Annotated in this window: 21 protein-coding genes and 2 pseudogenes; 8 read left to right on the top strand and 15 right to left on the bottom strand. The window is 65.4% G+C overall.

The annotated features are described in order from the left end of the window. Window positions 1-15: 15 nt before the first annotated feature. Both A5780_RS39520 and A5780_RS28680 read right to left on the bottom strand, forming a co-directional pair. Complete coding sequence (locus A5780_RS39520) at window positions 16-765, bottom strand: nucleotidyl transferase AbiEii/AbiGii toxin family protein (RefSeq protein WP_082856803.1); 750 nt, start codon at window positions 763-765, stop codon at window positions 16-18. Further along, complete coding sequence (locus A5780_RS28680) at window positions 755-1,327, bottom strand: type IV toxin-antitoxin system AbiEi family antitoxin (protein ID WP_369817505.1); 573 nt, start codon at window positions 1,325-1,327, stop codon at window positions 755-757. Before A5780_RS28680 ends, A5780_RS39520 begins: the two co-directional genes overlap by 11 nt. 464 nt (window positions 1,328-1,791) lie before the next feature. On the opposite strand from A5780_RS28680, the gene A5780_RS28675 reads away from it, so the two are divergent. The 4 genes from A5780_RS28675 (at window position 1,792) to A5780_RS28660 (ending at window position 7,036) form a co-directional block, all read left to right on the top strand. Next, a complete protein-coding gene (locus tag A5780_RS28675; protein ID WP_064910365.1) occupies window positions 1,792-3,309 on the top strand; it encodes a DHA2 family efflux MFS transporter permease subunit in 1,518 nt (505 codons plus the stop codon). 250 nt (window positions 3,310-3,559) lie between these two features. Continuing rightward, on the top strand, window positions 3,560-4,543 hold the full coding sequence (locus A5780_RS41410; protein WP_197521905.1) for a GNAT family N-acetyltransferase: 984 nt from the start codon (window positions 3,560-3,562) through the stop codon (window positions 4,541-4,543). Next, window positions 4,540-5,316, top strand: a complete 777-nt coding sequence (locus A5780_RS28665) for a GNAT family N-acetyltransferase (RefSeq protein ID WP_064902902.1) — start codon at window positions 4,540-4,542, stop codon at window positions 5,314-5,316. The genes A5780_RS41410 and A5780_RS28665 overlap by 4 nt, the downstream gene beginning before the upstream one ends. A gap of 127 nt (window positions 5,317-5,443) precedes the next feature. Beyond that, window positions 5,444-7,036, top strand: a complete 1,593-nt coding sequence (locus A5780_RS28660) for an HD domain-containing phosphohydrolase (protein ID WP_064910363.1) — start codon at window positions 5,444-5,446, stop codon at window positions 7,034-7,036. Window positions 7,037-7,254: 218 nt separating this feature from the next. On the opposite strand, the gene A5780_RS28655 is transcribed toward A5780_RS28660, so the two are convergent. Further along, on the bottom strand, window positions 7,255-9,072 hold the full coding sequence (locus A5780_RS28655; protein ID WP_064910361.1) for an ATP-binding cassette domain-containing protein: 1,818 nt from the start codon (window positions 9,070-9,072) through the stop codon (window positions 7,255-7,257). Between the two features lie 479 nt (window positions 9,073-9,551). On the opposite strand from A5780_RS28655, the pseudogene A5780_RS39515 reads away from it, so the two are divergent. Next, window positions 9,552-9,818 (top strand): annotated as a pseudogene (locus A5780_RS39515) (IS21 family transposase); the annotation flags it as partial. Beyond that, a pseudogene (locus A5780_RS41405) lies at window positions 9,810-10,024 on the top strand (ATP-binding protein); the annotation flags it as partial. The pseudogenes A5780_RS39515 and A5780_RS41405, both read left to right, overlap by 9 nt. A gap of 74 nt (window positions 10,025-10,098) precedes the next feature. Here the strand turns inward: A5780_RS41405 and A5780_RS28645 are convergent. The 8 genes from A5780_RS28645 to A5780_RS28610 all read right to left on the bottom strand — a co-directional run bounded on the left by A5780_RS28645 (window position 10,099) and on the right by A5780_RS28610 (window position 20,034). Then, window positions 10,099-11,310, bottom strand: a complete 1,212-nt coding sequence (locus A5780_RS28645; RefSeq protein ID WP_064910357.1) for a hypothetical protein — start codon at window positions 11,308-11,310, stop codon at window positions 10,099-10,101. A gap of 259 nt (window positions 11,311-11,569) precedes the next feature. Then, window positions 11,570-12,433 (bottom strand): TIGR02391 family protein, encoded by an 864-nt coding sequence (locus tag A5780_RS28640; RefSeq protein WP_064910355.1) that lies wholly within the window; start codon window positions 12,431-12,433, stop codon window positions 11,570-11,572. Window positions 12,434-12,774: 341 nt separating this feature from the next. Next, on the bottom strand, window positions 12,775-14,169 hold the full coding sequence (gene xylB / locus A5780_RS28635; RefSeq protein WP_064910353.1) for a xylulokinase: 1,395 nt from the start codon (window positions 14,167-14,169) through the stop codon (window positions 12,775-12,777). Beyond that, the gene (locus A5780_RS28630; protein ID WP_064910351.1) at window positions 14,170-15,150 is read right to left on the bottom strand and encodes a zinc-dependent alcohol dehydrogenase family protein; all 981 of its coding nucleotides are present in this window, start codon (window positions 15,148-15,150) and stop codon (window positions 14,170-14,172) included. After that, the gene (locus A5780_RS28625) at window positions 15,151-16,158 is read right to left on the bottom strand and encodes a glycoside hydrolase family 172 protein (RefSeq protein WP_064902894.1); all 1,008 of its coding nucleotides are present in this window, start codon (window positions 16,156-16,158) and stop codon (window positions 15,151-15,153) included. After that, a complete protein-coding gene (locus tag A5780_RS28620) occupies window positions 16,151-17,632 on the bottom strand; it encodes an FGGY-family carbohydrate kinase (RefSeq protein WP_064910350.1) in 1,482 nt (493 codons plus the stop codon). The genes A5780_RS28625 and A5780_RS28620 overlap by 8 nt, the downstream gene beginning before the upstream one ends. A gap of 2 nt (window positions 17,633-17,634) precedes the next feature. Continuing rightward, window positions 17,635-19,047, bottom strand: a complete 1,413-nt coding sequence (locus A5780_RS28615) for an L-fucose/L-arabinose isomerase family protein (protein WP_064902892.1) — start codon at window positions 19,045-19,047, stop codon at window positions 17,635-17,637. A gap of 138 nt (window positions 19,048-19,185) precedes the next feature. Continuing rightward, complete coding sequence (locus A5780_RS28610; protein ID WP_231983133.1) at window positions 19,186-20,034, bottom strand: family 43 glycosylhydrolase; 849 nt, start codon at window positions 20,032-20,034, stop codon at window positions 19,186-19,188. 375 nt (window positions 20,035-20,409) lie between these two features. On the opposite strand from A5780_RS28610, the gene A5780_RS28605 reads away from it, so the two are divergent. Next, window positions 20,410-21,201 carry an alpha/beta fold hydrolase gene (locus tag A5780_RS28605; protein ID WP_169812383.1) on the top strand — a complete coding sequence of 264 codons (792 nt, stop codon included), beginning with the start codon at window positions 20,410-20,412 and terminating at the stop codon, window positions 21,199-21,201. 135 nt (window positions 21,202-21,336) lie between these two features. On the opposite strand, the gene A5780_RS28600 is transcribed toward A5780_RS28605, so the two are convergent. Further along, window positions 21,337-21,627 (bottom strand): DUF427 domain-containing protein, encoded by a 291-nt coding sequence (locus tag A5780_RS28600; protein ID WP_063011656.1) that lies wholly within the window; start codon window positions 21,625-21,627, stop codon window positions 21,337-21,339. A 111-nt stretch (window positions 21,628-21,738) separates the two neighbouring features. Here A5780_RS28600 and A5780_RS28595 point away from each other — a divergent pair, with 111 nt between their 5' ends. After that, the gene (locus tag A5780_RS28595) at window positions 21,739-22,227 is read left to right on the top strand and encodes a hypothetical protein (RefSeq protein ID WP_227462872.1); all 489 of its coding nucleotides are present in this window, start codon (window positions 21,739-21,741) and stop codon (window positions 22,225-22,227) included. 37 nt (window positions 22,228-22,264) lie between these two features. On the opposite strand, the gene A5780_RS28590 is transcribed toward A5780_RS28595, so the two are convergent. The 3 genes from A5780_RS28590 to A5780_RS28580 form a co-directional block, all read right to left on the bottom strand. Beyond that, on the bottom strand, window positions 22,265-22,741 hold the full coding sequence (locus A5780_RS28590) for a hypothetical protein (RefSeq protein ID WP_063011652.1): 477 nt from the start codon (window positions 22,739-22,741) through the stop codon (window positions 22,265-22,267). A 56-nt stretch (window positions 22,742-22,797) separates the two neighbouring features. Next, window positions 22,798-23,412, bottom strand: a complete 615-nt coding sequence (locus A5780_RS28585; protein WP_064910349.1) for a hypothetical protein — start codon at window positions 23,410-23,412, stop codon at window positions 22,798-22,800. A gap of 270 nt (window positions 23,413-23,682) precedes the next feature. Beyond that, complete coding sequence (locus tag A5780_RS28580) at window positions 23,683-25,125, bottom strand: lipase family protein (RefSeq protein ID WP_231983132.1); 1,443 nt, start codon at window positions 25,123-25,125, stop codon at window positions 23,683-23,685. Window positions 25,126-25,245 lie beyond the last annotated feature (120 nt).

Below are 25,245 nucleotides of genomic sequence, written 5' to 3'. Positions count from 1 at the left end.
ACCGATGCTTCCGAGTCACTTCGCAATACGAGCCCAGGCATCTCGCACCGTATGCAGTGCCGTCTCAGCGCTGATCGCCAACCGAGTCTGCCCCGCCAGTTGTGCATTCCAGTCGTCTTCGCCTGGTGCACGATCGAACAGGTGCGAACTAGGGAGCCGACCAGTCGGACCCCACCTCCGGTACAAGTCTCCCGCAACGCTATCGATAGCGCCGGCGTCGCTCAGCGCCCAGAGATCCCATAGGTCACGCGCAGCGCGTCGATCGTGCCATGTTGCCGTCTTACCGGCGGCGAAGGCAGGCAAGGTGGGCACGAGCAGCTCCGCAGGTGGCGCATCGCTGTATCGCTGCTCGAGGCTGCGAAGCTCGGTCGGCCACACCGCTCGTCCGCGTGGCGACAGCAACTGGATCTTGACGGATATGCCGGACGCGGAGCGAAGATTGGCCGCACCAGTATCCGGGACATTGCTCAGCGGCGGTACCCATTCGAGCCGTCCATAGGTCCGCGCCACTGATCGCGGCAAAGCGGCGTCGAGTTCCGCCGCCAGTGCGGTTCGGTTGTCCAACGCAACCAGATCTATGTCTTCGCTGAGTCTGCCGTTCACCAGATGGGTACGAGCCAGAGCGGTACCGCCGATGAAATGTAGCCGATCACCGAATCCTCGGCTGATCGCCGCCAGCAGATGAGAGATCAGGTGGTCGCGCTCGACCTGCTCCGGGGAGACGCCGAATTGAACTGCGACACTTTCAAGTTCGTCATTTACCATTCCCCACCCAACCCTCCACACGTCGAAGCGCAGCACCGAGACGCTGGTCCGCAGCCAGCTGTGTAAGTATCGCCGAATCACTACGGCGGTAGAGCGTCTCGATCGCCGAACGAACCTCCCCCTCGGCATTACCCAGCCGCGGCCGGCGGGCGAGGTCGAGCACAGTCTGTTCCGGCGTTGTAACCAGCGCCGGGCCCAGCGATGTGTCGATGCGCTCGGCGTCGAGTACGTCGGTGTCACGGCAGACGAACCGGACGTGAGCCGAACGGTCGGTCAACGAGATAGGCCGATGCTGGCTGGGAACCGCGACAACCGCAGTCGCCAACGCACGCGGCACGGCGCCCAGCATGCGAGCCGCGCTGACACCCATGACAATGGCCCGATCTGCGCCGTAAATCGATGACGCGATCCCCGCGGCAGCCGGCTCGAGGCCGGGCAGCCAGGCTCTGCCGACGTACTCCGGCGGGACGACGATGTAGTAGCCGTGCGCGACGCGGTGCAGTACGCCCCGATCCACGAGCCGCGCGATCTCAGGACGCGGCTGAGCATAGATACCGGTCAAGTCCTGCGGCCGGAGTGTTCGCAGCGGGACGCGCCAGAGCTCACTCGGCAGTACAGGGCTGCGGGCCCCAGTCATCAGCACCACCTCAGAGATTATGCATATAGTTGGCTATAACCCAACTAATTGCATAGTAACACCGCATACGTCGACAGGAAATCGAGGTCGGGGGCACAGCAGTGGGAAAACGACCTCGGCTTCCCGACCCTGAGCCACCTGAACCGGCCGACTCGTTCCAGACATCTCCATCCGTCGACCTCCGGCATTCTCATGCCACCGAAAGACCGTGTACATGTGTCGTGGGTCGGCGGAGGTATCACCCACCCCGGCTCGTCCGATCTCCCCCTCGGCGATGAGGTCTGTGACAACCTGCGGAATGACAGCGCCGCAATAATCGGCCACACGACGGGTAGTCGCCGGGTGTTGTCGCCCGGTCGAGTCCTGGCGCCTTCAACGAGGGAGCTGATATGGAAGCCACCACCGCGCAGCAGTCGGGCAAGCTCGACCGCAGCGTTATCGTCACAGGACTCGTCATCGTGTCCGGCATGATCATGGTGGTTCTCGACACCACCATCGTGAACGTCGCCCTGAAGTCGTTGAGCACCGAACTCGGCGCGACCCTGTCCACGACGCAGTGGGTGGTGACCGGTTACCTGCTGGCGGTGGCGCTGGCCATCCCGGTCACCGGGTGGGCGATGGATCGGTTCGGTTCCAGACCGGTCTGGCTCACCGCGGTAAGTCTGTTCGTCGCGGGCTCGGCTCTGTGCGCGACCGCCTGGTCCATCGAAAGCCTGATCGGCTTTCGCATCCTGCAGGGACTCGGCGGCGGCATGCTGCTGCCCGCCGGGCAGGCGATCATCACCCGAGCCGCGGGCGCGCAACGCCTCGGCAGGGCCATGGCCATCCTCGGTGTCCCCATGCTGCTGGGACCGGTATTCGGCCCGGTGATCGGCGGCCTGCTGGTGCAGTACACGAGCTGGCACTGGATCTTCCTCGTCAACGTCCCCGTCGGCGCCCTCGCCCTCGCGCTCGCCGTCTGGAAGCTTCCGCACGGCGACACCCTGCCCGAGCACGGCCGTCTCGACCTGCGGGGGCTGATCCTGCTCTCCGGTAGCCTCGTCTGCCTGCTCTACGGACTTTCCGAGGCCAGCTCACACGGTGGTTTCACCGAGTGGGGCGTGCTCGGCTGGCTCATCGGCGGCGTCGCGGGCTTGGCCCTCTACACCTGGCACAGCCTGCACAAGGGAGCCGACTCGATCGTCGACGTCCGTCTGCTCACCAACCGGCTCTTCGCCGGCGGAACCATCGCGGTCTTTCTCGTCGCCATCGGATTGTTCGGCGGCATGCTGCTGCTTCCGCTGTACTACCAGACCGTGCGCGGGCAAGGCCCGCTCAACGCCGGCCTGCTCCTCGCACCCCAGGGATTGGGCGCGGTCGTGGCGATGGTGATCGGCGGCCGGCTCACCGACCGCATCGGCGCCGGCTATGTCGTTCCCGTCGGCGTCGTCCTCGCCCTGATCGGCACCCTCCCGTTCACGCACGTCGGCACCGACACCTCGTACGGCTGGCTCTGCGTGGCCCTGTTCGTCCGCGGTATGGGCCTCGGTTCGGTGATGATGCCGACCATCGCCGCCGCTTACACGGAACTGGGCAAGGACGCCCTGACACGCGCCGCACCCACACTCTCGGCCATTCAGCAGGTCGGTGCGTCGCTCGGCAGCGCCCTGCTGGTGACAGCGCTGACGCAACACCTCTCCGGAAAGCTGACCGAACACGGAATGCCTTCCGGCAGTGGTGGTTCCGGACAGATCAGCTCGATCCCGCCTCAACTGATGCCGGTCGTCGGACCATTGCTCGCCGACTCCTTCGGCTTCGCGTTCTGGGTGGCGTTCGGCCTCACGGCGGTGATCATCGTCCCGGCCATGTTCCTGCCCCGCCACGCGGCGCGTGATCGTGACGAGACACCGGTAGCGGCCGGTATCTGACCGATTCCGATCGCGAAACTTGCACCACCACAAGCTTTCCGGCCGCGTGCAGATCGGCCAGTGCGTCGCGTTCGTGGGTACGGCGCTCGGGCCGGCTCAGCCGACGATGCGCGGCGACGAGCAACTGCTCCGCAGCTCGAGGGGCCCGAGCGCGTCGCGGAAGCCATTTGACGCCTGGGTTCCGATCCCGGACCGTGATCACAGAACCACGGTCGGCACGACGGCTGGGACGACAGAAAGAGGTTCCGCCATGGACCCGTCTCGATGGCCTTCCGACCTCCCCGCACGCGCCATCCGGTTCGCCCGGGGCACCTGGCTGCTGTCGGAGTCGAGCAGGTTCTACCGGGAGATTGTCGGCCTGCCGGTGCTTGCCGAGTTCCATGATCACGACGGCTACGACGGCGTGGCCTTCGCCCTGCCGGACAGCTCCACGCAATTGGAACTCGTGACACCGCCGCGCCCCGCCGCATCGTCGGAGCAACCCGACCGGGAGCATGCCATGGTCGTCTACCTCGCCGAGCCATCCGCGGCGGAGACGATCCGCAGCCGTCTGTGTTCCTCCGCCCTGCACCCCTTCGTACCCGAGAACCCCTACTGGACCCGGCGAGGTGCGTTCGGTGTGCTCGATCCCGACGGCTGGCCGGTCATCTTCGTGCCCCCAGGGGACGAGCAGGACCGGCCGAGTGTCGGACCGGCAACGGAGGTGCGGGTCGGACCCCCGAATCCGGCGCGGGACGCCGCCGACGTCGAAATCGTCGAATACGAAGGGCCGCATCGGGATTTGATCGATCTGTTCCGCCTCGCCGAGGACTCCCCGACCGTCCTGGACGGATATATCGACCTCGGAACAGTATGGGTCGCACGAGATGTCGACGGCGCCATCGTCGGACACCTGCACAGCGTCGTCCGGGATGGTGGGCAGGTCTGCGAGGTCGTCAACACCGCCGTGGTCCCGGCCTGGCGCGGGCGAGGGGTCGGCCGCCGCCTCCTGGAACACGCCATCGCACAGGCATGTGGTGCGGGGGCATCCCGCGTGGAACTGGCCACAGCCGCCGCCGATATCGGGAACCTCCGTTTCTACCAGCGGTGCGGTTTCCGGATGAGCCGTGTGGTGCGGGACGCGTTCGTTCCGGCGACCGGGTACCACGAGCCGATTCGGATCGACGGCATCCCACTGCGGGACCAGCTCTGGTTCACCCTCGACCTCTCCGACGACGACCGAGAGCGATCATGACCACCACCACGAGTGATGCGGAGCTGTTCCGCCGCGGCATGCGGACCCTGGTCGCCTCCTGGGAGGCGAACGCGCTCGGCGCGGCCGATGCCGCGGTTCACCATCTCGACGGGGTTGTCGCCGCGGTGTTCCCGTCCGGTCCGGAACGTGACGTCTACAACAACGCTGTTCTGGGCCAAGGTCTTTCGAAGGCGGGTCGCGCCGAGGCGATCGAGGCCATGGAGTCGCACTACCACCGGGCCGGGGTGGATCGCTTCGCTGCCTGGGTGTGCGAGGACGACACCTGGATGCGTGAGGATCTGGAGCGCCGCGGCTACATCGTCAGCGAGACCACCCGGGCCATGGGCCTGGATCTCGATCGGCTGGTCTCGCCCAGGCCGCGGGTCGATGCGGCGCCGCCGGCCTGGTCGGACTACCAGCGGCTATTTCTGCCGGACCGGCTGCTCGCCGGCCTGGATCCCGCCACCTATCGGGTGGCCCTGGCCCGGCTCGGCAACGACATCGTGGCCGCCGCGATCTGCCTGGACGTGGGCGGGGACTGCGGGATCTACAACGTGGAGACCCTGGAGCCGGCCCGGCGACGGGGGCTGGCCACGTCCCTGACCCTGCTCCAGGTGTACGACGCGCGGGACCGGGGCTGCACGACAGCGAGCCTGCAGTCGACGCCGATGGCGGAACGGGTGTACGCGGCGATCGGGTTCCGTGGCCTCGGCCGCATCATCGAATACGTTCCCCGCTCCGGTCGACTCGCCACTGGTCCGCCATCGCTCTAGTCGAAGGAAGCCGATCTCCAGGGTGCAGTTTCCCCGAGATGTGTGCGCTGGTGCTCATGCGGTTCATGAGGCCGGTGGTCTCGTCTTCGCGTCGACATGGCCCTTGTTCGAGGTGAACAATGGGAAAATGCACCCGCACGGGACGCTGCCGGGCTCGGCAAAGGGTCTGAGCAGAGCCGAACTGCTGGCCGCGATATCGCTTGCGATCGACCTCGGTCTGGGTCAGCCGATGGAACACATGCTTCGGTCGTCCTTGATCGCGACACGGATCGCCGAGCGGATGGGCCTCGACCTCCAACAGCGAGCGACGGTGTACTACGCCAATCTGGTCGGGTGGATCGGTTGTCACGCCGACTCCCACGAACTCTCGGCGCTCTTCGGCGACGACATCGCCTTCCGGGCCGACACCTACGCGGTGGATATGACCGGCCTGCCGTTTCTGCGGCTGATTATGAGTCATGTTCGACGCGGATCGCCCGGCTGGGAGCGCGGCATGCGTGCCACCGCCTTTCTGGTCACGGCTCGCAGCCAGGTCGCCACACTGATCCAATCGCATTGCAGTTCCGCCGGGGTTCTCTCCGATCGGATGGGCTTGGACGGGCAGGTCGGAAAGGCGCTGGCCTACGTCTTCGAGCGCTGGGACGGCCGGGGGTTGCCCAACGGTACTCGTGGAGAGGATATCCCGGTCGAGATCCACATCGCTCACGTGGCAGACGTCGTCGAGGTGCACTTGCGGACGGGCGGGCTCGAGTACGCGAAAAATGTTCTCCGTTCTCGGTGCGGCAGTCAGTTCAGCCCGGCCGTGGCGGCGGTGTTCGATCGTGACGCGGCGGCGATTGTGGACGGGTTGCTCGAAATGGACGTCTGGGCAGTGGCGTTGGCCCAAGCACCGGATCGTGACCGAACCCTGACGGACGAGGAGAGCGACGAGTTACTCGAGGCCATGGCTGATTTCGTCGATCTCAAATCTCCGTTCACCCTGGGGCATTCGCGTGGCGTCGCGAATCTGGTGGCCGGGGCAGCCCGATGCCTGGGCATGTCGCCGTCGGACATCAAGCATCTCTACCGTGCCGGCCTCGTGCACAGCCTCGGCAAAATGGGAGTGTCCAACCAGATCTGGGAGAAGAAGGGGCCGCTCACTACGGCTGAATGGGAACGGGTACGGATGTATCCGGATCTGACCGGCCGGATACTGAGCCGAGTTAACGGCTTGGAGTCGGTGGTGTCCGTCGCGATGAAGCACCGGGAACGGATCGACGGGTCCGGTTTTCCCCGAGGTATTGCCGGCGCGGAGCTGACCACGCAGGACCGGTTGCTTGCCACGGCGGAGGCTTATCAGCGACTGCTCGAGCCACGTGCACACCGGCCGGCGCTCGATCCTCGCGGCGCTGCCGATCAGTTGCGAGAGGAGGCGCGCGCCGGCCGCCTCGACGCCAAGTCGGCGGCGGCCGTGCTTGCAGCGGCCGGGCAGCGTGTATCGCGGCGGACGCCCTGGCCGGCCGGGCTGACCGACCGCGAGGTCGAGATCCTGCGACTCGTCGCGCAGGGCCGGTCGAACCGAGAAATCGCCGCCGAGCTGTTCATCGCCGAGAAAACGGCCCGCAACCATGTCGAACGTATCTACGCCAAGCTCGGCGTCAACAACCGCACGCAGGCCAGTCTCGCCGCGATCGATCGGGGTCTGATGAGCTTCCCGGTCACTGCGGCCGGGGGAAATTGAAACATTCGCTGCGCCAGGTACTTCAGCTCGGCAACCACCAATGATGCTGCCCGGTGCGAGATTGACGTCACATGGCTCAGTGGGTGGTCGACGCGCGTCCGGGTGGACGGGCCGTCTGAACGTCAGGCTGTGCGCTCGGAAGGCCGAACATCGTTGGTGCCGCACGCCGGCCCGCCGATATCTGTTCAGACATCTGGCGGACCGACTGTGCGGGGTTGTCATCGCCGGGATGCGCCGGGCCGGGACCGCCGGTCCAAGACCCACACCGTGGCCAGCATGAGGCCAACGGCAAACGAGGCGAGCGCGATGAGACTGGCGCCGGTGCCTCCGTGGAAGGTGTCGCGGTAGGCGGACATGGCCGGCAGCGTGGCGGTGTACCGGTCGAGATCCAGGTCGCGACCCAGTGCTTCGAATGCGTGACGGTTGGATAGGCCGAGGCTCATCAGGCGCCCCGGGAGGGCCATCTTGTCAACGGGGACTATGGCGCCACCGAACAGAACCTGAGGGAAGCAGAGCATCGGCAGGGCGAGGGCGGCCTGCGCGGCGTTGGAGACCACGGCCGAGGCGAGCAATCCGAGGGCCAGTGCCGAGGTCGCCTCGATCACAATCGTCACGAAGAGGGAGGCGAACGCGTCCCATCCAACGGCGGGGAGCCGACCTAGCACCCGCAGCACACCGAGGAGCACCGCGCTCACTCCAGCCAGCACCGGAAGCAGCGCTGTCATCTTTGATGCCACGTAGGCGCCCACGCTGAGCCCGGCCAGGCGCTCCCGCCGGAAGACGGCCATCTCTCCGACGATCTGGAGCAGGCCATAGGTAAGGCCGAAGAAGAAGCCTGCGAACGCGATCCAGAACACGATCTGAGCCGGGCCGAGGTCGGCTGCGCTACGTGGATCGAACGCGCCGCGCTTGAACAACGTCGCCATCATCGCAGTGACCAGTACCGGTGAGCCGAGCAGGACCGCGAGGGTCAGCCGGTTGCGAAGGAGAACATCAACATTGCGTCGTGTAAGTAGCCACCATTGCCGGACCATGCCCGTGCGCTCGACGTCTGAACGGGTGGCTGGGATGGGGGGCAGTAGAGCCGAGCCAGGCCGGGCTTTCGACTTCCCACCGCTGTCCGCGAATCGCTCCGCCCAGATCTGAGGGGTGTGCTCACGAGCCAGTCGGTCGTACACCTCGGCGATATCCTCCACGCCGAAGTAGCATCGAGCCTCGGTCGGGCTGCCGATGAAGGCCAGGTGGCCGTCGCGCGCCAGGAATACCACCCGGTCACACTGGTCGATGCCGGCTGGCTCATGTGTCGTGAGAACGACTGTGACCCCGCGCTGGCTGAGTCGGCGCAGCAGGCGCATCACGTCGGCTGCGGTCGACGGATCGAGCCCAGAGGTGGGTTCGTCGAGGAAGAAAAGGTGTGGCCGGGTCAGTAGTTCCACGGCGATACTGGCCCGCTTGCGCTGGCCGCCGGACAGCGCACGGACCGGCACTTCGGCCCGATCAGCCAGGTCGAGGTCATGCATGGTCTCCTCGACTACCCGGTCCGCCTCGGCCGCCGATGTGCCTGCGGGCAGCCGTAGCCGCGCCGCGTAGCGCAGCGTGCGGCGCAGAGGCATCTCGAGGTGGATGATGTCATTCTGAGGCACGTAGCCGATACGGGAATCGGCGCTGACTCGGCCCCCGCGAACGACGCCGTCATGCCGAACCTCCCCGATAGACGGTGGTCGCAGTCCCGCGAGGATCTCCAGCAGTGTGCTCTTTCCTGCTCCACTGCCGCCGGCGATGGCGACCAACTCGCCTGGTTCGACCGACAGCGACAACTCCTGGAGAATCTGCCGCGCCCCGACGTGCTGGCCCACGTTGACGGCATCGACCCGCCCGCCGCCCGGCACTTCGTGTGGGTGATCTGAAGTGCGCGTACCGAACCGCTCGACGGTCGGTGGTTCGAATGTCGAATCGGTCATGACCGATGATCTTCGTGATTCCTGAACTCGCTGTGTCATGCCCTGATCATCGGTCCGTCGCCTCCGTGGTCGCATGAGGCGTTTGCCTCAAATCGCACCCACCAGGAAGCAGGGATCGTCTGACCAGCCTGTGGGGTGTTATGTGCGTTCGGGCGCGGTGGGGTGGCGTGGGTGCTCTTCGGCCGCTACGAGACAGGTCTACGGGCGACGGCCCTCCGGCCGGAGTCTGCGGCACACCAGCAAGGCCAATTCGACACCCAGACGGTTGGGTCGCTTTTTTGGGAACGACCACTGGGATCAACACATCCTCAACAGCCTTGATCGCAAGGTCCCAAGCATCCGAGGGATCGCCGTTTCTTCCGTACGCGTTCGTCCAGGCTTCTCTAAACCCTCCCGTTCACGCACGTCGGCACCGACACCTCGTACGTCTGGCTCTGTGTGGCCCTGTTCGTCCGCGGTATGGGCCTCGGTTCGGTGATGATGCCGACCATTTCGGCTGCTTACACGGAACTGGGCAGGGACGCCGTGACACGCGCGGCGCCCACACTCTCGGACTCACCGCGGAATGCCAGGCCTTCCGGGGAACGCTGGGCACGAAAGTGCTCGTCTGCAAACCAGCTGATCCGGAAGCCAAAGGCATGATCGAACGGGCCCATGACTATCTCGAGCGCTCCTTCCTGCCAGGTCGAACATTCAGCAGCCCAACCGATTTCAACACTCAACTCGATGATTGGCTCGCGTTGGTCAATGCCCGACGGCGGCGGGCGCTGGGTTGCGCGCCGACCGATCGGATCACCGCGGACAGCCAAGCGATCGTCTCGTCCCGTTACGAACGCGCCTCACTGATCGTGACCAGCAACAAAGTCTTCGGCCAGGGGCCGAGGTCTTCGGCGACGACGTCGTCGCTGCGGCCATGATCGACCGCCTCGTCCACCACGCCGAGGTCATCGCGCTGAAAGGCGACAGCTACCTGCTCAAAGACCGCGACCTCGGCCGCGTCCCCACCGCCGGCACAACTGAAGAGTGAAACCACCAACCGACCCGATGGTCCAAATTGACCTTCGTCAAATGGTCCAGATTCGCGTTCCGCTGACAGCGCAATTACCACTCAAAGTTGACCGCTTGGTCGTATCGAAATTCCTCCTGAGCGATATGCATTGCTACGGTTCCATCCCGCAAATGTCGAAGCGCAGTCGCTACTGCTCGACCCTCAAAGCTGACCGGAAGCCCGCGTTCGATCCACGGAAAGTATGGCAGCGAGTTGAACCAGGATTCGATCCTATCGATCCGCACCAGTATGTCCCTAGCTTCATGAGACGTTACCGCCGGCTGCCATAGCATGAACTGATCGGTGAACTCCCCGCGCTCAGTTACGATCGAGTGATAACCAGGAGCCCACTCGACGATAATTCCATCCGAGAGCCTCCCGCCTCCACCATGGAGAAGGGAGTTCCGATAAGTCTTCGCCAAATAGGATAAGTCGCTCCGCGCGACTTTATCATCCTCAGCCCCTCGACCCTTCATGGCGGCGTCGAACTGTTCTGCCCACTTCGATCTCTCAAGCAATTCGTCGACGGAGAAGTCGTCATCGAGCACTCTTGGGGAGAATCCGGTTAGCAGGATCAAACGATGTTGAATCATCGAGAAATAGCCCGCCAGTAGAGCAGTTGCGAGATATGCAATTTCATGTGCACGTTCAATATCTCGATGGACCCCACTCAGCACGTTCTCCAGATCGTGCACAAGGTCTCCACCTCCCAAAGAAGGGGAGACTTCAATTCGAAACGGCTCCGGCTCTGACAATTCCGCCCCATCAATAGCTCCTTCGAGCTTCTTTCTGAAGTAAAGTACTAGCCCCTGGTATCGGCTATGTTGATTTACAATTTCCACATTATTGACTCTTCTCTGCTGGACAATCTGCGGCTCCACAACTCGTTCTTGCATATTCCTCACCGCACTACGAAGCCGATCGACTAATTCCTCACTCAAAGAAGTTACGGGCACCTCTGGGCCGCCAGCAATTTGCGACTGCAATTTGACGCCGAACTTAGTATGCATGAGGGTGAAGGGCACCGATTTATAGGTGAACTCTACCTCCCACAGGGTCTTCTCAATGATCGGCATATCACGGGCGCCCCTGCTCAGCAGAGCAATGCGGAGAAGGTCGCTCATAGTCGCGAAGGTGCTGTCCAGACGGGATTCAAAAATCGTCCCGGAGCCTTCTTCTGTCTCGTGCAGCGGCGCTCCAAAGTCTCGCAGTTGCCGTATGGCTAAGTACTCCAACGTTTTCGCAAGATCGTCAATGGGGTTCACTAGCTCACCGCCTTTCTGGCTGTAATTCGTCGCACCGACCGTGCCAGATCAGTGGGTTATGGGTTCATGCCTGCAAGTAGTGGCTCCAGTCACGACCTGCGATTCTGCTCCAGCGCGCTCGCGGAGAACGGTGCTGTCGTCCAGTTTCCGCGGAGGACGTACCGCAACCTTGTGGAAATGGAGATCGAGAGCATTTCGACCTTCGGACCACTCTGACCTAGAGTCATCGCAACGGACCAACCGGGAGGCAGATCCCTCGCTAGGTATCTGATTCATCGTCTGCACGGCGGATCTCACACTGGTCGAGGAGCCTTGCAAGATAGCTGTATGCCGCCAGCCTCTCCAGAGCTTCCTGCTCGGATAGTTCTTGACGAGTGTGCGTCGCAACGTTGCGAACAGTCAGATTTAGCCCCGTTGCCAGGTCATTGAGCGCGCGTGCCATCGGTTCGAGTCCGCCGCGCATGTTGCGGACCGTTTTGTCGGTGCGATCGCCAGGCCAGTGCAGTTTCGGGCGCTCAGGGGACGGCTCCCCAGGGGAGAGAGATTGTTGCCAGAACTCGGTGCCGCCAACATCGTTGCGGCCGAGTTTGGTCTTCCAATGGATCGTCAGCCCCTCAGCGGCTTCGACCACCGCGGCACGATATTGATGTGACGTCCAGTGATCAGCTGCGGATGACCAGATCATGGGATGCAGTTGAGAGGGCACGAACCCCGGAAGACCCGACTCCGACGCAGATTCGGCTTCAGCGATCAGCATATCGAGCCGCCCGCGAGTGGTGGCTGCAGTCATGCGAATATCTTTAGGGCTGAGCGGGGCCTTCGGGCTCGCCATCATGAACCAGTTGGCAATCGGGTCGATGACTCCGATCCCCGCTACGGCAATGTAGGTTCCCGTCACAGCTACAGCCTTTGCCGCGGCTCCGGCGGTTTCCGCGACCTTGAGCTCAAGGCTGATAACCTCGGCGGGGTCCTGCCGGTCCTTCACCCAGACCGTGGGGAACAGGCCCCGCGCCGACATGTGATCGGACTCGACCTGAGTTTGCATCCACGCTTCGAAGGCGCTGCCGAATTCAGTCACCGCATCGCGCAGTCGCTGAAGGTAGTCGCTGCTGTAGTTGGCCACGGCTCATCTTCGCAGGACCATCTTTTGCGAAACACCGAATTTCGATGGACTGCCCCCGATCTCAGGTCTGAACCGTCCCTGGTTGTGGGCACTTCCTTCTCAAGGACAATGCTTCCCATCATGTCGATGCGTTGTCCAGCCGAAGTTTGTGACTACGCCGCGTGTGCCCGCTATTCCGTGAGCGGCCGCCCGTCGTGCGCTCGCATGACAGCCGAACACGGTCGGTGAGGCATGGATTGAACCATCCTGATGGGTGCGCCTATGCCGGTTCTCTACGCGTTCGCGCAGAAGAAGTTCGTCCGCGGCATCGCCTGTCCGGACTCGGTGACCAGCGATACGACTCAGTTGCCGTACAAAGCTTCTCGTGCCTGCGCATAGGCGCTGCGAATAACCAAGCCAACGGCACCGTTGTCAGGCGCCGGAATCTCGACGGTCGCGACCGCAGGCCACCGCTGCGGTTCGGCGCTGCCGCGCAATGCCCACACGGCCTGCCGGGCGGCACCGAGCGCGACGTACTCCTCCGGCTCCGGCACGGTCACCGCCGCACCAAAAATCTGCGCGGCGGTCTCTGCGACGAACTCCGAACGCGAACCGCCGCCGATCAGCAGCACTCGCCGGGGTGTTGCGCCGGCCGCACGGAGCCGGTCGAGCGCGTCGGCCATGTTGCACAGCATTCCTTCGACTGCGGCGCGAGCCAGGTATGCGGGGCGCATTGTCTCCGCTCGCAATCCGTGCAGGCTGCCCGTGGCGTGTGGCAGGTTCGGGGTGCGCTCGCCAGACAGGTACGGCAGCAGGACGAGACCGTCCGCGCCTGGTGGTGCCTGTCGCGCCAGCGCATCGAGTTCGCCGATGCCGATTCCCAGGGCGGTGGCCGTTGCCTCGAGCACTCGGGCGGCGTTGAGTGTGCATACCAGCGGAAGGAGTTGCCCTGTCGCGTCGGCGAATCCATTGACGGCTGGATCGGTGTGCAGCTGCGAGGTGCGCGCGAACGCCGTCCCGCTGGTGCCCAGCGAGATCACCACATCGCCGTCTCCGATCCCGAGTCCGAGCGCCGCTGCCGCGTTGTCCCCCGCGCCCGCGGCGACCAGTGCGCCCGATGCGGTGCGTCCGGCGCTCTCGGACGGTTCCAGCACCCTCGGAAGTTGCGGGGACCGGTCACGGAAGGCCAAGGCCAGCAGGTCTTCTCGATACCGGCCCTCCACCGCGGACCAGTATCCGGTGCCCGAGGCATCGCTGCGATCGGTGGTGGGTGCGGCATCACCACCACCAAGCAATCGCCAGGTGAGGTAGTCGTGCGGCAGCATCACCCGGGTGACCCGGTCTGCTAGTTCGGGCTCGTGATCGGCCATCCAGCGCAACTTCGCGGCGGTGAAGGCGGCGACCGGGACGCTGCCGACTGCGTCCAGCCACGCCTGCGGTCCGCCCAGCTCCGCGACGAGGTCGTCGGCTGCGTCGGCGGAGCGGACGTCGTTCCACAGCAGGGCATCTCGCACCGGGCGGTGTGAGTCGTCGAGTGCCACCAGGCCGTGCTGCTGGCTGGCGATCGACACCGCGTCGACGTTGTCGAGCAGCCCCTCCCCCGCCTGTTGCAGCGCGGTCCACCATGCCTCGGGCGGGACCTCGGTTCCGTCGGGGTGCGGCGCGGATCCCCGTGCCAACACCTCACCGGTGTCCGCGTCGCACACCACGACCTTGCACGATTGGGTGGAGCTGTCCACTCCGGCGACGCTTGCCATCTATCCGCGCGGGGCGATCTGGATCTTGCGGCCGATGCCGTCGCGGAAGGCTTGCAGCGCTTCCGAGAACTGGTCGAGTCCGAAGGTGTGGGTAATCATGGTGTCGGCATCGATCGCGCCCTTGCACATGAGGTCGACGGCGCGGCCGAAGCTGTGGACCACTGCCATCGAGCCGACGACGGTGATTTCGTCGTTGTAGATGCGGAAGGGTGAGAAGGAGGCGGTCGCCTCGCCGGGGGCGACGCCGAACTGCTGGTAGGTGCCGCCGCGGCGGACGCGGGTGAGGCCGTCTTCGATCGCCGGGATCGCGCCGGTGCAGTCGATGACGACTTCCCAGCCGTGCGGGCGGTCGAGCTCGTCGGCGTTCGTGGCCACCGCGTCGGCGCCGAGTGTGCGGGCTACCTGCAGGCGGTCGGTGTTGAGGTCCACCACCGATACCGAGGTCGCGCCTGCGGTCACGGCGAGTTGTAGCATCATCAGGCCCATGGTGCCCGCGCCGTAGATCAGGTAGTGCGCACCCAATGTGCGTGGTAATCCGTCGAATCCGTGCACCGCGCACGACAGCGGTTCCACCAGCGCGCCGTGTGCGGCGGGCAGATCGGCCGGCAGTAGATAGCAGTTGGCCTCCGGCACCGCGACGTATTCGGCCATCGCGCCGTTCACCGTGTCGCCGATCGCGCCCCAGCGTTCGCAGAGATTGCCGCGGCCGATGCGGCAGTAGTGGCAGGCGCCGCAGAACAGCGACGGGTCCACGGCCACCTTCTCGCCGGACCGCGGACCGTCGACGATCTCACCGCAGAACTCGTGGCCGGGGACGATGGGATAGGGCGTGGGTGGGAATTCGCCTTCGACGATGTGGATGTCGGTGCCGCAGATTCCTACCGCGGCCACCTCGACGACCACCTCTCCGGGGCCGGGGGTCGGGTCGGGAATTGTCTGGACCGAGTACTCACCGGGCTTTTCGATCACCAAGGCACGCATTCACCGTCCCCTTTCCTGGTACCACCATGCGGTGGTGGCGATATCGGCGTCGGCCAACGGCAGATACCGCCCGCCGTCCTGCCATCCCAGTGCTTGCAGCGTGACGCGCAGTTCCTCGTGGAAGCGGATCGGGTCGCGCACATGCCAGCGGTACATGCCGAATCGTTGTTGCGGCGTGTAGATCTCGTCGTGCGGAAGTACCTGGTGCAGGCCGAGATACGGGCTGGAGTAGTCGCGGTAGGCGCCGTCGAGGTCGAAGTTCCAGGCGCCGCCGAAATAATCCTCGGTGCCGGTGCCGCAGATCGTCGGGAACTCGTCGTCTCCGTCGAGATGGAATTTGATCTCGCCCTCGCCCCACCAGCCCGGGGCGTTGGGGGCGATCGCCAGATAGGTGCCGACATAGCGTCCGCGGCCCCGAATACCGTCGACGATGGTGTGTACCGCCGGAGTGCCCAGCGGATTACTGTGTCGCCGTTGGCAATGCAGGTAGCCGGCGTCCTCGCCTACCTCGGTCTCGTCGTAGGTGAGCTGATAGTAGACCGGCACCGGACGTTCGGTCGGATTATGCAGGGTGACACGGACCCGCTCGCGAAAAGGCATGGGCCAGTAGCTGTTCAGGCCACCGGCGGGTGCGACCACGACCATTTCCGAACTCACCAGTGCCAGTTCGTCCCAGCCGTTGCAGAAGAAGTCGCCCAGCGGCACGTCGATCGACGGATGTGGGTCGTCGTCCCAGGTGAAAGTCAGCCTCAATCGGCGCAGCAGTGTGCGGTCGGTGGTCAGCCAGAAGTGCCGGATGACACCCGGTCCGGATACGTCGGCCAGCGTCGCGGTGGATCCGGCCACGAGGTCGATCGACGGGGACACCTTCCACCCCACACCGAGATCGCGTGCCGCGCCCGCGCCGGTGCCGGTCTCCGCCCGTGCGCCCGCGCCCGGCGCGCCGGTCGGGTTCTCGGGGCTGATCGAGCGTGTCCGCGCGCGATCGAGTCGCCAGAGCTCAGCCATTATTCGCCGCCCGATGTTGTTCGGTAGCAAGGAAATGCGCGATATCCGCAGTCGATTCGTAGAGTTCGCGGTAGCGCCGGTAGTACTGGTCGTAGACCGCCTGCCGTTCGGCGTCCGGCTCGACGATCGACGTCACCGGGTTCCAGCCGGAGGTGTCGACGCCGGACGCCTCCGCGGCGAGCATGGCGTCGCCGAGACACGCACCGACGGTTTCCGCCGGCAATTCCTGCGGCAGACCGGTCACGTCGGACACGATCCGGGTCCACAGCCCGCCCTTCGTTCCACCCCCGACCGCGACGAGACGTCGAGCGCGGCCGCCGGCGTGGGCCATCGCGTCCAGGTTGTGCCGCACCCCGTATGCGGTTCCTTCCAGCGCGGCGCGGTACAGCTCGCCGCGGCCGTGGCTCGTGGTGAGACCGGCGACCATGCCACGAGCGTCGGGATCGAACAGGGGCGTTCGTTCGCCGGCGAAATACGGCAGCATCAGCAGTCCCCGACTGCCCGCCGGAACCTTGCCGGCCTCCGTGACCAGGTCGCCGAAATCTCCGCCGACCAGACGGCGCAGCCAATCGGTCACCACGCCCGAGGTCGCCATTCCCGCTGCGAGCGAATAGGTTTCGGGCCAAGCACCGCAGGTGCCCCACAGACCGGGATGCGGACGCGGCTCGGTGAGGATCTGGACCAGGAACATCGTCGTGCCGTACATGACCATCGCATCGCCGGGAGCGCGCACGCCGACGCTGGCGGCTTCGGCCCACGCGTCGACGGTGCCGGTGGTGACCGGTAACCCCTCCGGAAGACCGGTCGCGGCAGCACCTTCCGCAGTCACGCGGCCGACTATCTCTGTGGGCCAGGCGAGTTCGGGCAACGGCAAGCCCGGAGCACAATGCTCGGCCCAATCGCTCGCCCATTCTCGTTTGCGCAGGTCGTACATGGGCACGCACTGGCTCGCGGACTGATGGTCGAGCACGTATCGCCCCGTCAACCGATGCACGAGAAAGGAACTCGCCATGAGCAGCATGCGCGTGCGCTCGTACACGTGCGGCTCGTGCCGCGCCAGCCACCGCAGCTTCGGTCCGACAGCCTGACTGGTCAGCGGCGACCCCGCCCGTTCGAGCACGGCCGCAGCGCCCAATTCCTTTGCCAGCTCGGCGATTTCGACTCCAGACCGGGTGTCGACGCCGTACAGGATGGCCGGCCGCAGCGGATTGCCCTGCGCATCGGCCGGCAGCAGACACGGGCCGATACCGCTGATCCCGAGCCCCTCCAGCCGAGCACCGGCGGCGGCATCGACCAGTTCGCGAGCGATGGCGACGAAATCCGCCCACCACACGGTTTCCGCGTCGTGCTCGACCCAGCCCGGTCGCGGCATCGACACCTCGTGCGGACGCTCGGCACGGGCGAGGACCTTGCCGTCGGCGTCGGTCAGCACGCCCTTGGAACCCGATGTGCCGATGTCGATTCCGAGGAACATGGTCACCGAGTGAATTCGTCCACGGTGACACCGAGCAGATCACACGCGGCGCGCACGGTCCCGCGATGGTCACCGGGCACGGCGTGGATGTGGTTGGCGCCGAACCGGGACAGAAAATCCTCGGCACGAGCGTCCAGCCGCGCGAACGCGTGCGGCCATTCGCGGGTCGACTGGCGCATCAATTCGTCGTTGGTGGCCTCGTCGTAGGTCTCGAAGTCGCCGAGCATCAACTGCATTCGATAGTTGCCGTCGTTGCGCGTGAGCCGGGCCAGCGTCATCTGCCCCGGGGCCGCGAGATGATGGACGGACGCCCCGCCGGCGGGGAAGAAGAACACCTCGGGGAACAGATGCACGCGGGACAGGTTCTCCGCCGGATCGTCGCTGCGCGCTGCGAACCAGGTGGCGTGCTGGCCGGAGTTGCACAGATCCCAGATGTCGCGGTCCGCGTGGTAGTGGCGGACGTCGGCGAACAACACCGGCGTCCCCGAGATCTGTTTCAGCAGTTGCATGGTCAGCGCGCCGTCCATATCGGCTTCGGTCGCGCACACGTGCGTCGGTTTCGGACCGTTCCAGTCGTACGGGTCGTTGAGGAACGCCTCCGTGACGTCCATCGTGGCGAAGTACTGGGTGAGCTCGGGCTGCCCCTTGATGCCGGAGAAGTCGATATTCCATTCGTCGATCAGCTCGCGCACCGCGAGGTAGGACCGGATCTGGCGCTCCAGCAACTCCGGCGTGAGTTTGTCACCGTCGTAGTGCACGCCCGCGGTGGTCTCCTCCAGCCAAGTCCGGGCCTTGGAGACCTCCGCGGCATCAGCCAGCTCGGCGCGGCGCACGATCTCCCACTGGTCGATCTCCTCGACGTCGACACCGAAGATGCGTTGCCACTGATCGGTATTCGCGACAGCGGTGTTCATCCCCATCGGCCGGCCGCCGAACCGTCCGAACGTCGAGCCGCGCAAGCTCGACACCGCCGACGCCGCCACCGCCTGCACACCGATCTTCTCGATCAGGTCCGGGTCGGCCGGGTCGCCCCACAGCCGGGTGTGCGTGCGGCCGATCTGATCCAGCGCTCCCCCGGCCGCCAGCATCCCGACCATTCCGGGCTGGACCGGGTCGATATTGGACAGCAGCAGCAACGCTCCCGGCGTGGCTCCCTGGACGAGCATCGTGAAGTGCGGGAACGCCCACACCGCGTAGTGCAGAACGGTCAGATCCACTCCGGCCGAGGCGACTTCGCGAGCCACCGAGACGGCGAGAGTGTTGGTACTGACCGGCGCGGAGCCGCGCACCACCTCGTGTCCGGCGGAGGTCAGTTCGGCGACGAGCCGGTCCTCGTTGGTACGGATGAACTCGGCTATGCCGTCGTGCACATAGTCGCGTCCGTCGGAAATGCTGATCACACCGATACGTGCCACGCCGGATCCCTTCCAGAGACGAACGGTCGGACTACTCGCTGCTGTGCCCGATGGTGGTCCGCACGGTCCTCGGTGGTAACGCAGGCTGCCGCCTCCGGGCCGCGCTCGCACCACTAGAGATATCACTCGGGGGACGGTCTACGGTGCGGTTCTGCCGATCTCGAGGGAAGCCAGCGACACTCCGCCCTGACCCCAGCCGCAACTGGTGATCCACAGATCGCCGTCGTCGATCACCTCGGCGGCATGCACGGCGATGTGGCCGACACGGTCGTCGATCCGGAAGTGGTAGGGACTGTCGCCGCGGAACACGTCGGTGCCGACGTAATCGGGTCGCGGGCCGATGAACAGATACCAGGATCCGTTGTGGGACAACACGAACGGTGATTCGGTATTGCCGGCCTCGGTGCCCGACGTGGGGTCGGTGAACGCGATGTGCCGCTCGCTCCAGGTGCGCAGGTCGGTACTCGTGCGGTATGCGACCACGTAGTTGCCGCCCGTCGGCGAACTCGTCGCGGCGTAATACATCACCCAGCAGTCGTCGATCCACACGACCATCGGATCGCGGGCGTCGTACCCGTCGCGAAACACCGGCCCGGTCGGTTCGCGGGTCCACTCGAACAGGTCGTCGGAGGTGGCCACGCAGATCGCCGCCGCGGTGCGGTCGTCACCACCGCCCGCGTAGAACATGTGGTAGCGGCCGTCGGCGCGGATCACGTACGGCGCCCACAGGTGCGTCTCGCCGTAGTCGCGGTCCACCACCAGAGCCGACGGGTGTTTGGTCCACGGGCCCTGCAGATCGTCGGCACTGGCGTGGGCGAATTCGATCTCGTCGAACGGATCCGCCGGTTCGGGATGGGTGATGCCGAACAGGTGCCAGCGGCCCGATTCGTCGCGAATGATGGTGTGGTCGTTGATGTACCACCGCTGCGACTCGCCGGCGCTCGGGTCGTAGATCGTGTGGAAACGCCCGGCTCGAACGCTCACCATCCGGCGTGCCGATCGCCCCGGACGAGCAGGCTCGGTGACGGTCCTTCTCGACATTCGATCTCGGTCATCTGCCACCGCTCTCCTCCGTCGCGTTCGCCGTACCGGGTGTGACGCTGCCGGGGACGCCTACTGCGGATCGGCTCGCAGGCCGGTGAACGACCGTCTCGGCATCCCATGACACGGTAGATGACACCGCGATGGAGAGCGGCCACATCGCGCTGCACTGCGCCGGCAAGATTCACCACCCACTCGCAGCCGGCCTCACCCCGATCACCCGGCGTCGGCCACGAATCCCTGCGTGTAGCGGAATCGGCGACACCATTCCCATCGGTGGAGACAATCTCGGTATCGCCGCTTCCGAATAGACTGCGCCGCATGCGGACAGCGATGACGCTCGACAGCGGCCAAGTCGTCAGTTATGTCGACCACGGCGGTTCCGGCCCCGCCGTACTGCTGTTGCACAGCTACCTGATGGACGCGGACATGTTCGCCCCGCAGGTACGTTCGCTCGGCCAGTCCTACCGGTTGATCGCCATGGATGAGCGCGGCCACGGCGAAACGCCCGCCGACGGCCCCTTCACCTATTGGGACGTGGCCCGCGACGCACTCGGATTGCTCGACCACCTCGGAATCGCCCGGTGCGCGGTGCTGGGTACGAGTCAGGGCGGATTCATCGGTTTGCGGATGGCCCTCCTGGCACCGGACCGGGTGGCCGCGCTCGTGTTGCTCGGAACGTCGGGCGCCGCCGAGGACCCGCAGGTCGCCGACGCCTACCGGCAGGCCGCTGCGGCATGGCGGGAACTCGGTCCGACGCAGGACCTGCTCGACATGAACGCCGCCATCTGCCTGGGCCGGCACGACGCAACCGAGTGGCAGGCCAAGTGGCGCAAGCTTTCCGGAGATCACATCGACCGCGTCCTGACCCCACTGGTCGAGCGGGACAGCATCCTCGACCGAGCTTCCGAGATCGACTGCCCCGCCCTGGTCCTGCACGGGTCGGCGGACGCCGCTTATCCGGTCGATCGGGCCGTCGAGTTGGCCGCGGCATTGCCCGACGCCGGACCGCCGGTGATCGTCGACGGCGGCGCGCACTTCCTCTCGCTCACCGATGCGGACGCCGTGGAACCGCACCTGCTGGAATTCCTGTCGAAGTCGCTACCCGGGTGATCCCGAGCCTCCGTTGACCCGCGCAGCAGCCGGCGCGACCGGTTGCGTTGCCGATCATGGACCTGTCTCGCCTACCGGCCCCGGAAGCGACTCTCTGCGCGTCCCCGCAACATCAGTGCCGGCGGACGAGGTGGATCACTCGTGGATGGAGACCTTGTTCTTGTAGAAGGCGACGTGACCTTCTATGTTGGCCGCCGCCCGTTTCGCCTCGGGGTAGTACCACGCGGCGTCGACGAGGGGATTTCCGTCACCGACATCCACGGTGTAATAGCTCGCACGACCCTTCCACGGGCAGATGGTGTGCGTCTCGGTGGGCGTGAAGTACTCCTTCTTGATCGCTTCCGGCGGGAAGTAGATATTGCCCTCCACTGTTTCGTAGTGGTCGGACTCCGCGATGGTGACACCGTTGACCGTTGCCTTTGCCATGCGTCTATTCTGCCTCGATCGGCGAGCGGGTCCCAGCGGCGACCAGCTGCGGGAGGAGATCGTGGTAGCCCCGTCGAGCCGGGCCCCGGCGGCGTCGACAATACGAACTCGGTGTTCGCGGAGACCGATGCCGATGGAACGACCACGCTGTCGGCGAAGGACGACCGGCGGTACAGGGGCGGCGCGGGACCGTCCACCACGCGGCGAGGCCAATTCTGTTGGCGCACTCTACGATCGGCCGGTGACGCTTTCCCCGCCGATCTGATCGGCTATGTCGACGGTGGCCTCGATGCCGATCTGGGCCGCTGGTTCCCCGACGCCGAACCCGTCGTGGTGCCGGATCGAACCCGTTCGGTCACATCGTTTCTCGCGCGCCTGGCCCCGACGGACGGGGCCGCGCTCGCCGCGCTGGATGCCCGGGTGCGCTCGGGGGTGATGCCACCGTTCCTCGACATGTTCGTCTGGTCGTTCCTGCGCTACCGCGCGGTGCGCGCGGGCCGCCGCGATGTCGACGCCGTGGAGGCCGATTTCCGTGCCCTCGGCCAGGACGGCGCACTGGAACCGCAGCTCGGCCTGTTGCGCCTCATGTCGCGATCGTGATTCGACGCGGTCGAGTAGCTGCCCGGGGCCGTGCCGGTTACGGCCGTGCGGTGTGGTCCGGACGCCCGCGGGTGCGACGCTGTTCCTTCATCTCCGCTTCGAAGACGTGGCGCCGGCCTTCGACTAGCTGATCGCGCACCGTGCGTTCCATGTCGGCGAATGCCGCGTAATACCCGTCGTCGTATTCCTCCACGATCTGAAATGTCCATCGGCCCGATAGCACGTTGCGACCGATCAACTCGCTTCGCACCCGCTCCGCCAAGTCCGGGCGGCCCGCGGCGACGAGCTGATCGGCAGCGCTGTCCAACAGCAGATCGGCACGACCGGTTAGGCGGTGAAACGCGTACAAATTCCCACGCGCCTGTTCGATCGTCTCCAGCGCTTCGGACAAGGTCCCGGCCGCCCGGACCGCGTCGTCGCCGGCATCACCGGGACGACGATGCCGGGCCGCGGGCTGCTCCTCGGTGGCCAGGCCGCTGTCCGCGACCTCTTTCGTGTCGGTGTCGTTGGTCATGTAGTGGCTGTACCCATGCGCCCCGCTTCGATGCACAATCGATGCATCGATCTCCGTCACGGCTCGAGTTCGCGTTCGCCCAGGACATCCTGGAATCGCCTCGCGTACGCTTCGCGAAGCGGCTGCGACGCCGCCAGCAGTGCACCGAGGCGGTCGGGGCCGATCGGCTCAACTAGGCCGTCCACCGCTCGCAGGTCGCTGATCTGTCTCGCAGTCTCGAGCTCGGCGAGCTCCCATGAGCTAGGGGTCCGGGGATCGTCTTGCAGCATTCCTGCCAGGGAGTAGCAGGCGACCAGGACGTCGAAGCATCGCGAATCGCCGGCATCCGGCTCGTTCCACATCCTCACGACGTAATCCGCTATCGAGACCACATCGATGTACCAGGCCGCGACACCGTCGGGCTCCTCGAAAGGCAGATCATCAGGGCCGAGAATGTCGCGGAATCGCGTGGCCAGAAGCTCCGGGCCGATCCGCGGTGGGGCACCGACCGCGCGAGCGCGACAGTATTCGAGCGAGTCGTCGATGAGCCGGCAGAGTCCGGCGACCTCGCGGTCGGCCCGATCGGTGGCGGCGAGAACGGCCGCTCGATTCAGGCACAGGGTAGCGACCAGCGCGCGCTGGAACGCATCGGCCCGCTCCACCGAATCTCGCACGAGATCGTCGTCGAACATGCCAAACATCTCCCACGCTTGTCCGATCGTTCCCGCACCCGGATCCGATCTACGACGCCGCCCCGAGGGCACCCGCAAAGATACTCGGCCACAGCGAATTTCGTGAGCCCGTAGACGAGGATCAAAGTGCCGAACAGCACGACACTCATGCACCACGCCTGCAGCAGGTGGTTGTCCCGGCTGAACCACCGTTTTTCCCGGCGGGGCAAGCGTTCTCGTTCCACGGTGAGTGCCGAGCGGAAGCCGCCCAGAGCGCTGCGAGGCAGGAATCTACCTCCCGGGGCATTCACTCGGTGCCGGTTCGCCGCGCAGCCGGCCGTCTATCCATTCGCTGAGTCCCGGATAGCTGGTGACGTAACTGCTCAGGTGTTCGCCGGGCACTGTGCGGAAAACGGCCGGAACGCCGCGGCTGCATTGTTCGCCGTACATACGCTGAGCGTCCTCCAGGGGAATCCAGGGATCCCACGCACCGTGATAGATATACAGCGGCACACCCGACGTCCGGTCGGACAAATCCAGTTGGCGAAACAGATTGTCGGCCATCGGACTGTCGAGTGGGTTGCTGATATTCGTCGCCACATCCATCGGAATACCGACGACGCCGAGCGGTCCATCGGCGTCACCACACAGATCCCGCGTCGGGGATGTCGTCACCCACTGCGCGAGATGATTCATGTACTGGAGCACCTCCGGATGCTCACGCGCTATCGCCGTCGACACCGACAACAGAATGCCGGAGGCGATCCCGCCGTTGAAACGGTGGGCGATATCGCGGTAGTCGGCCGCCAGTCCCCCCGAGGCCACGCCCACCAGAACGTCCGACAGATCCGGCGCGTACTCACTCTGCAACATCGCGGTGGCATACGCGGCGATCGCTCCGCCCGAGTAGCCCTCGACCACATAACGACTGTTACCGAACTCCGGCAGGGCATTACGCACGGCGCGAATCGAATCGAGCATCATGTGCCCGGCCACATTCGTCTCGCCGTACGCCATCAGCGGGCCCTCATGGTCGGGCAGGAGAACCGCGTGCCCTTTGTTCAGGGCCGACCAGATAGCCGGCAGAAACCAGACCAGATCCGTGTTGGTCCGATCGAGTATGCCGTGCGACAACTGATAGCCCGGCGTGCAGTGCAACCCGAGTGCGTTGATCGGCATCGCGTCCACCTCCACCGGACGGGGCCCCGGACCGTTCCACGACGCCGCCGGGACGATCAATGTAGCGGTGCCGAAGGAGGGCGTGCCCGTCGCCGAGGTCGAGCGAAACTTCAACAGCACCGCCCGCTCGATCGGCGCCGCCATGTGCTGCGCTGTCGTCGCCGTCACGTCACGCGACTCGAAGATCTGCCCCGGCTCCAGCGCGGCCAGATTCGCAGGCCAGGCATCGAAGGTCTGATCCCCGGTCGGCGACGACAAAATCGCCCGCCACAACGCCGCCTGCTGATCAGCGGCGGACTGCTCGGGGCCGGCGGTCAACTGCGGCGGTTTTATGTTCTGGTCGATCCAGTTCTGCATTGGGGAGGGCGGATTTCCGGGCGATGACTGCGTGATCGGCCCGATGGGCGGGCCTTCGTCCGCCCGAGCAGACTGTTCGCCCAAACACGCACTGGCGACGAGAACAGTGACCACAGCTGCCAGAAACCCTCTCACAAGCGACATCCTTTGTTCGGACGAAACTGCCGGGAGTCTCCCCTGCCGGGGGGGTTGCGCCAAGCGACTTTAGCAAGCGTCTGCGATCCTGACCACGAAAGCGGGTTGCGAAATCGACACATAATTCGTGGTCGCGCAAATATCGGTGCTTTGTGCGCGAAACGGTGGCTGAAGTGCAACGGA

The sequence above is a fragment of the Nocardia sp. 852002-20019_SCH5090214 genome (genome assembly GCF_001665865.1).
Taxonomy (GTDB): Bacteria; Actinomycetota; Actinomycetes; order Mycobacteriales; family Mycobacteriaceae; genus Nocardia; species Nocardia nova.
This window is presented reverse-complemented; position numbering and strand designations above follow the sequence as displayed.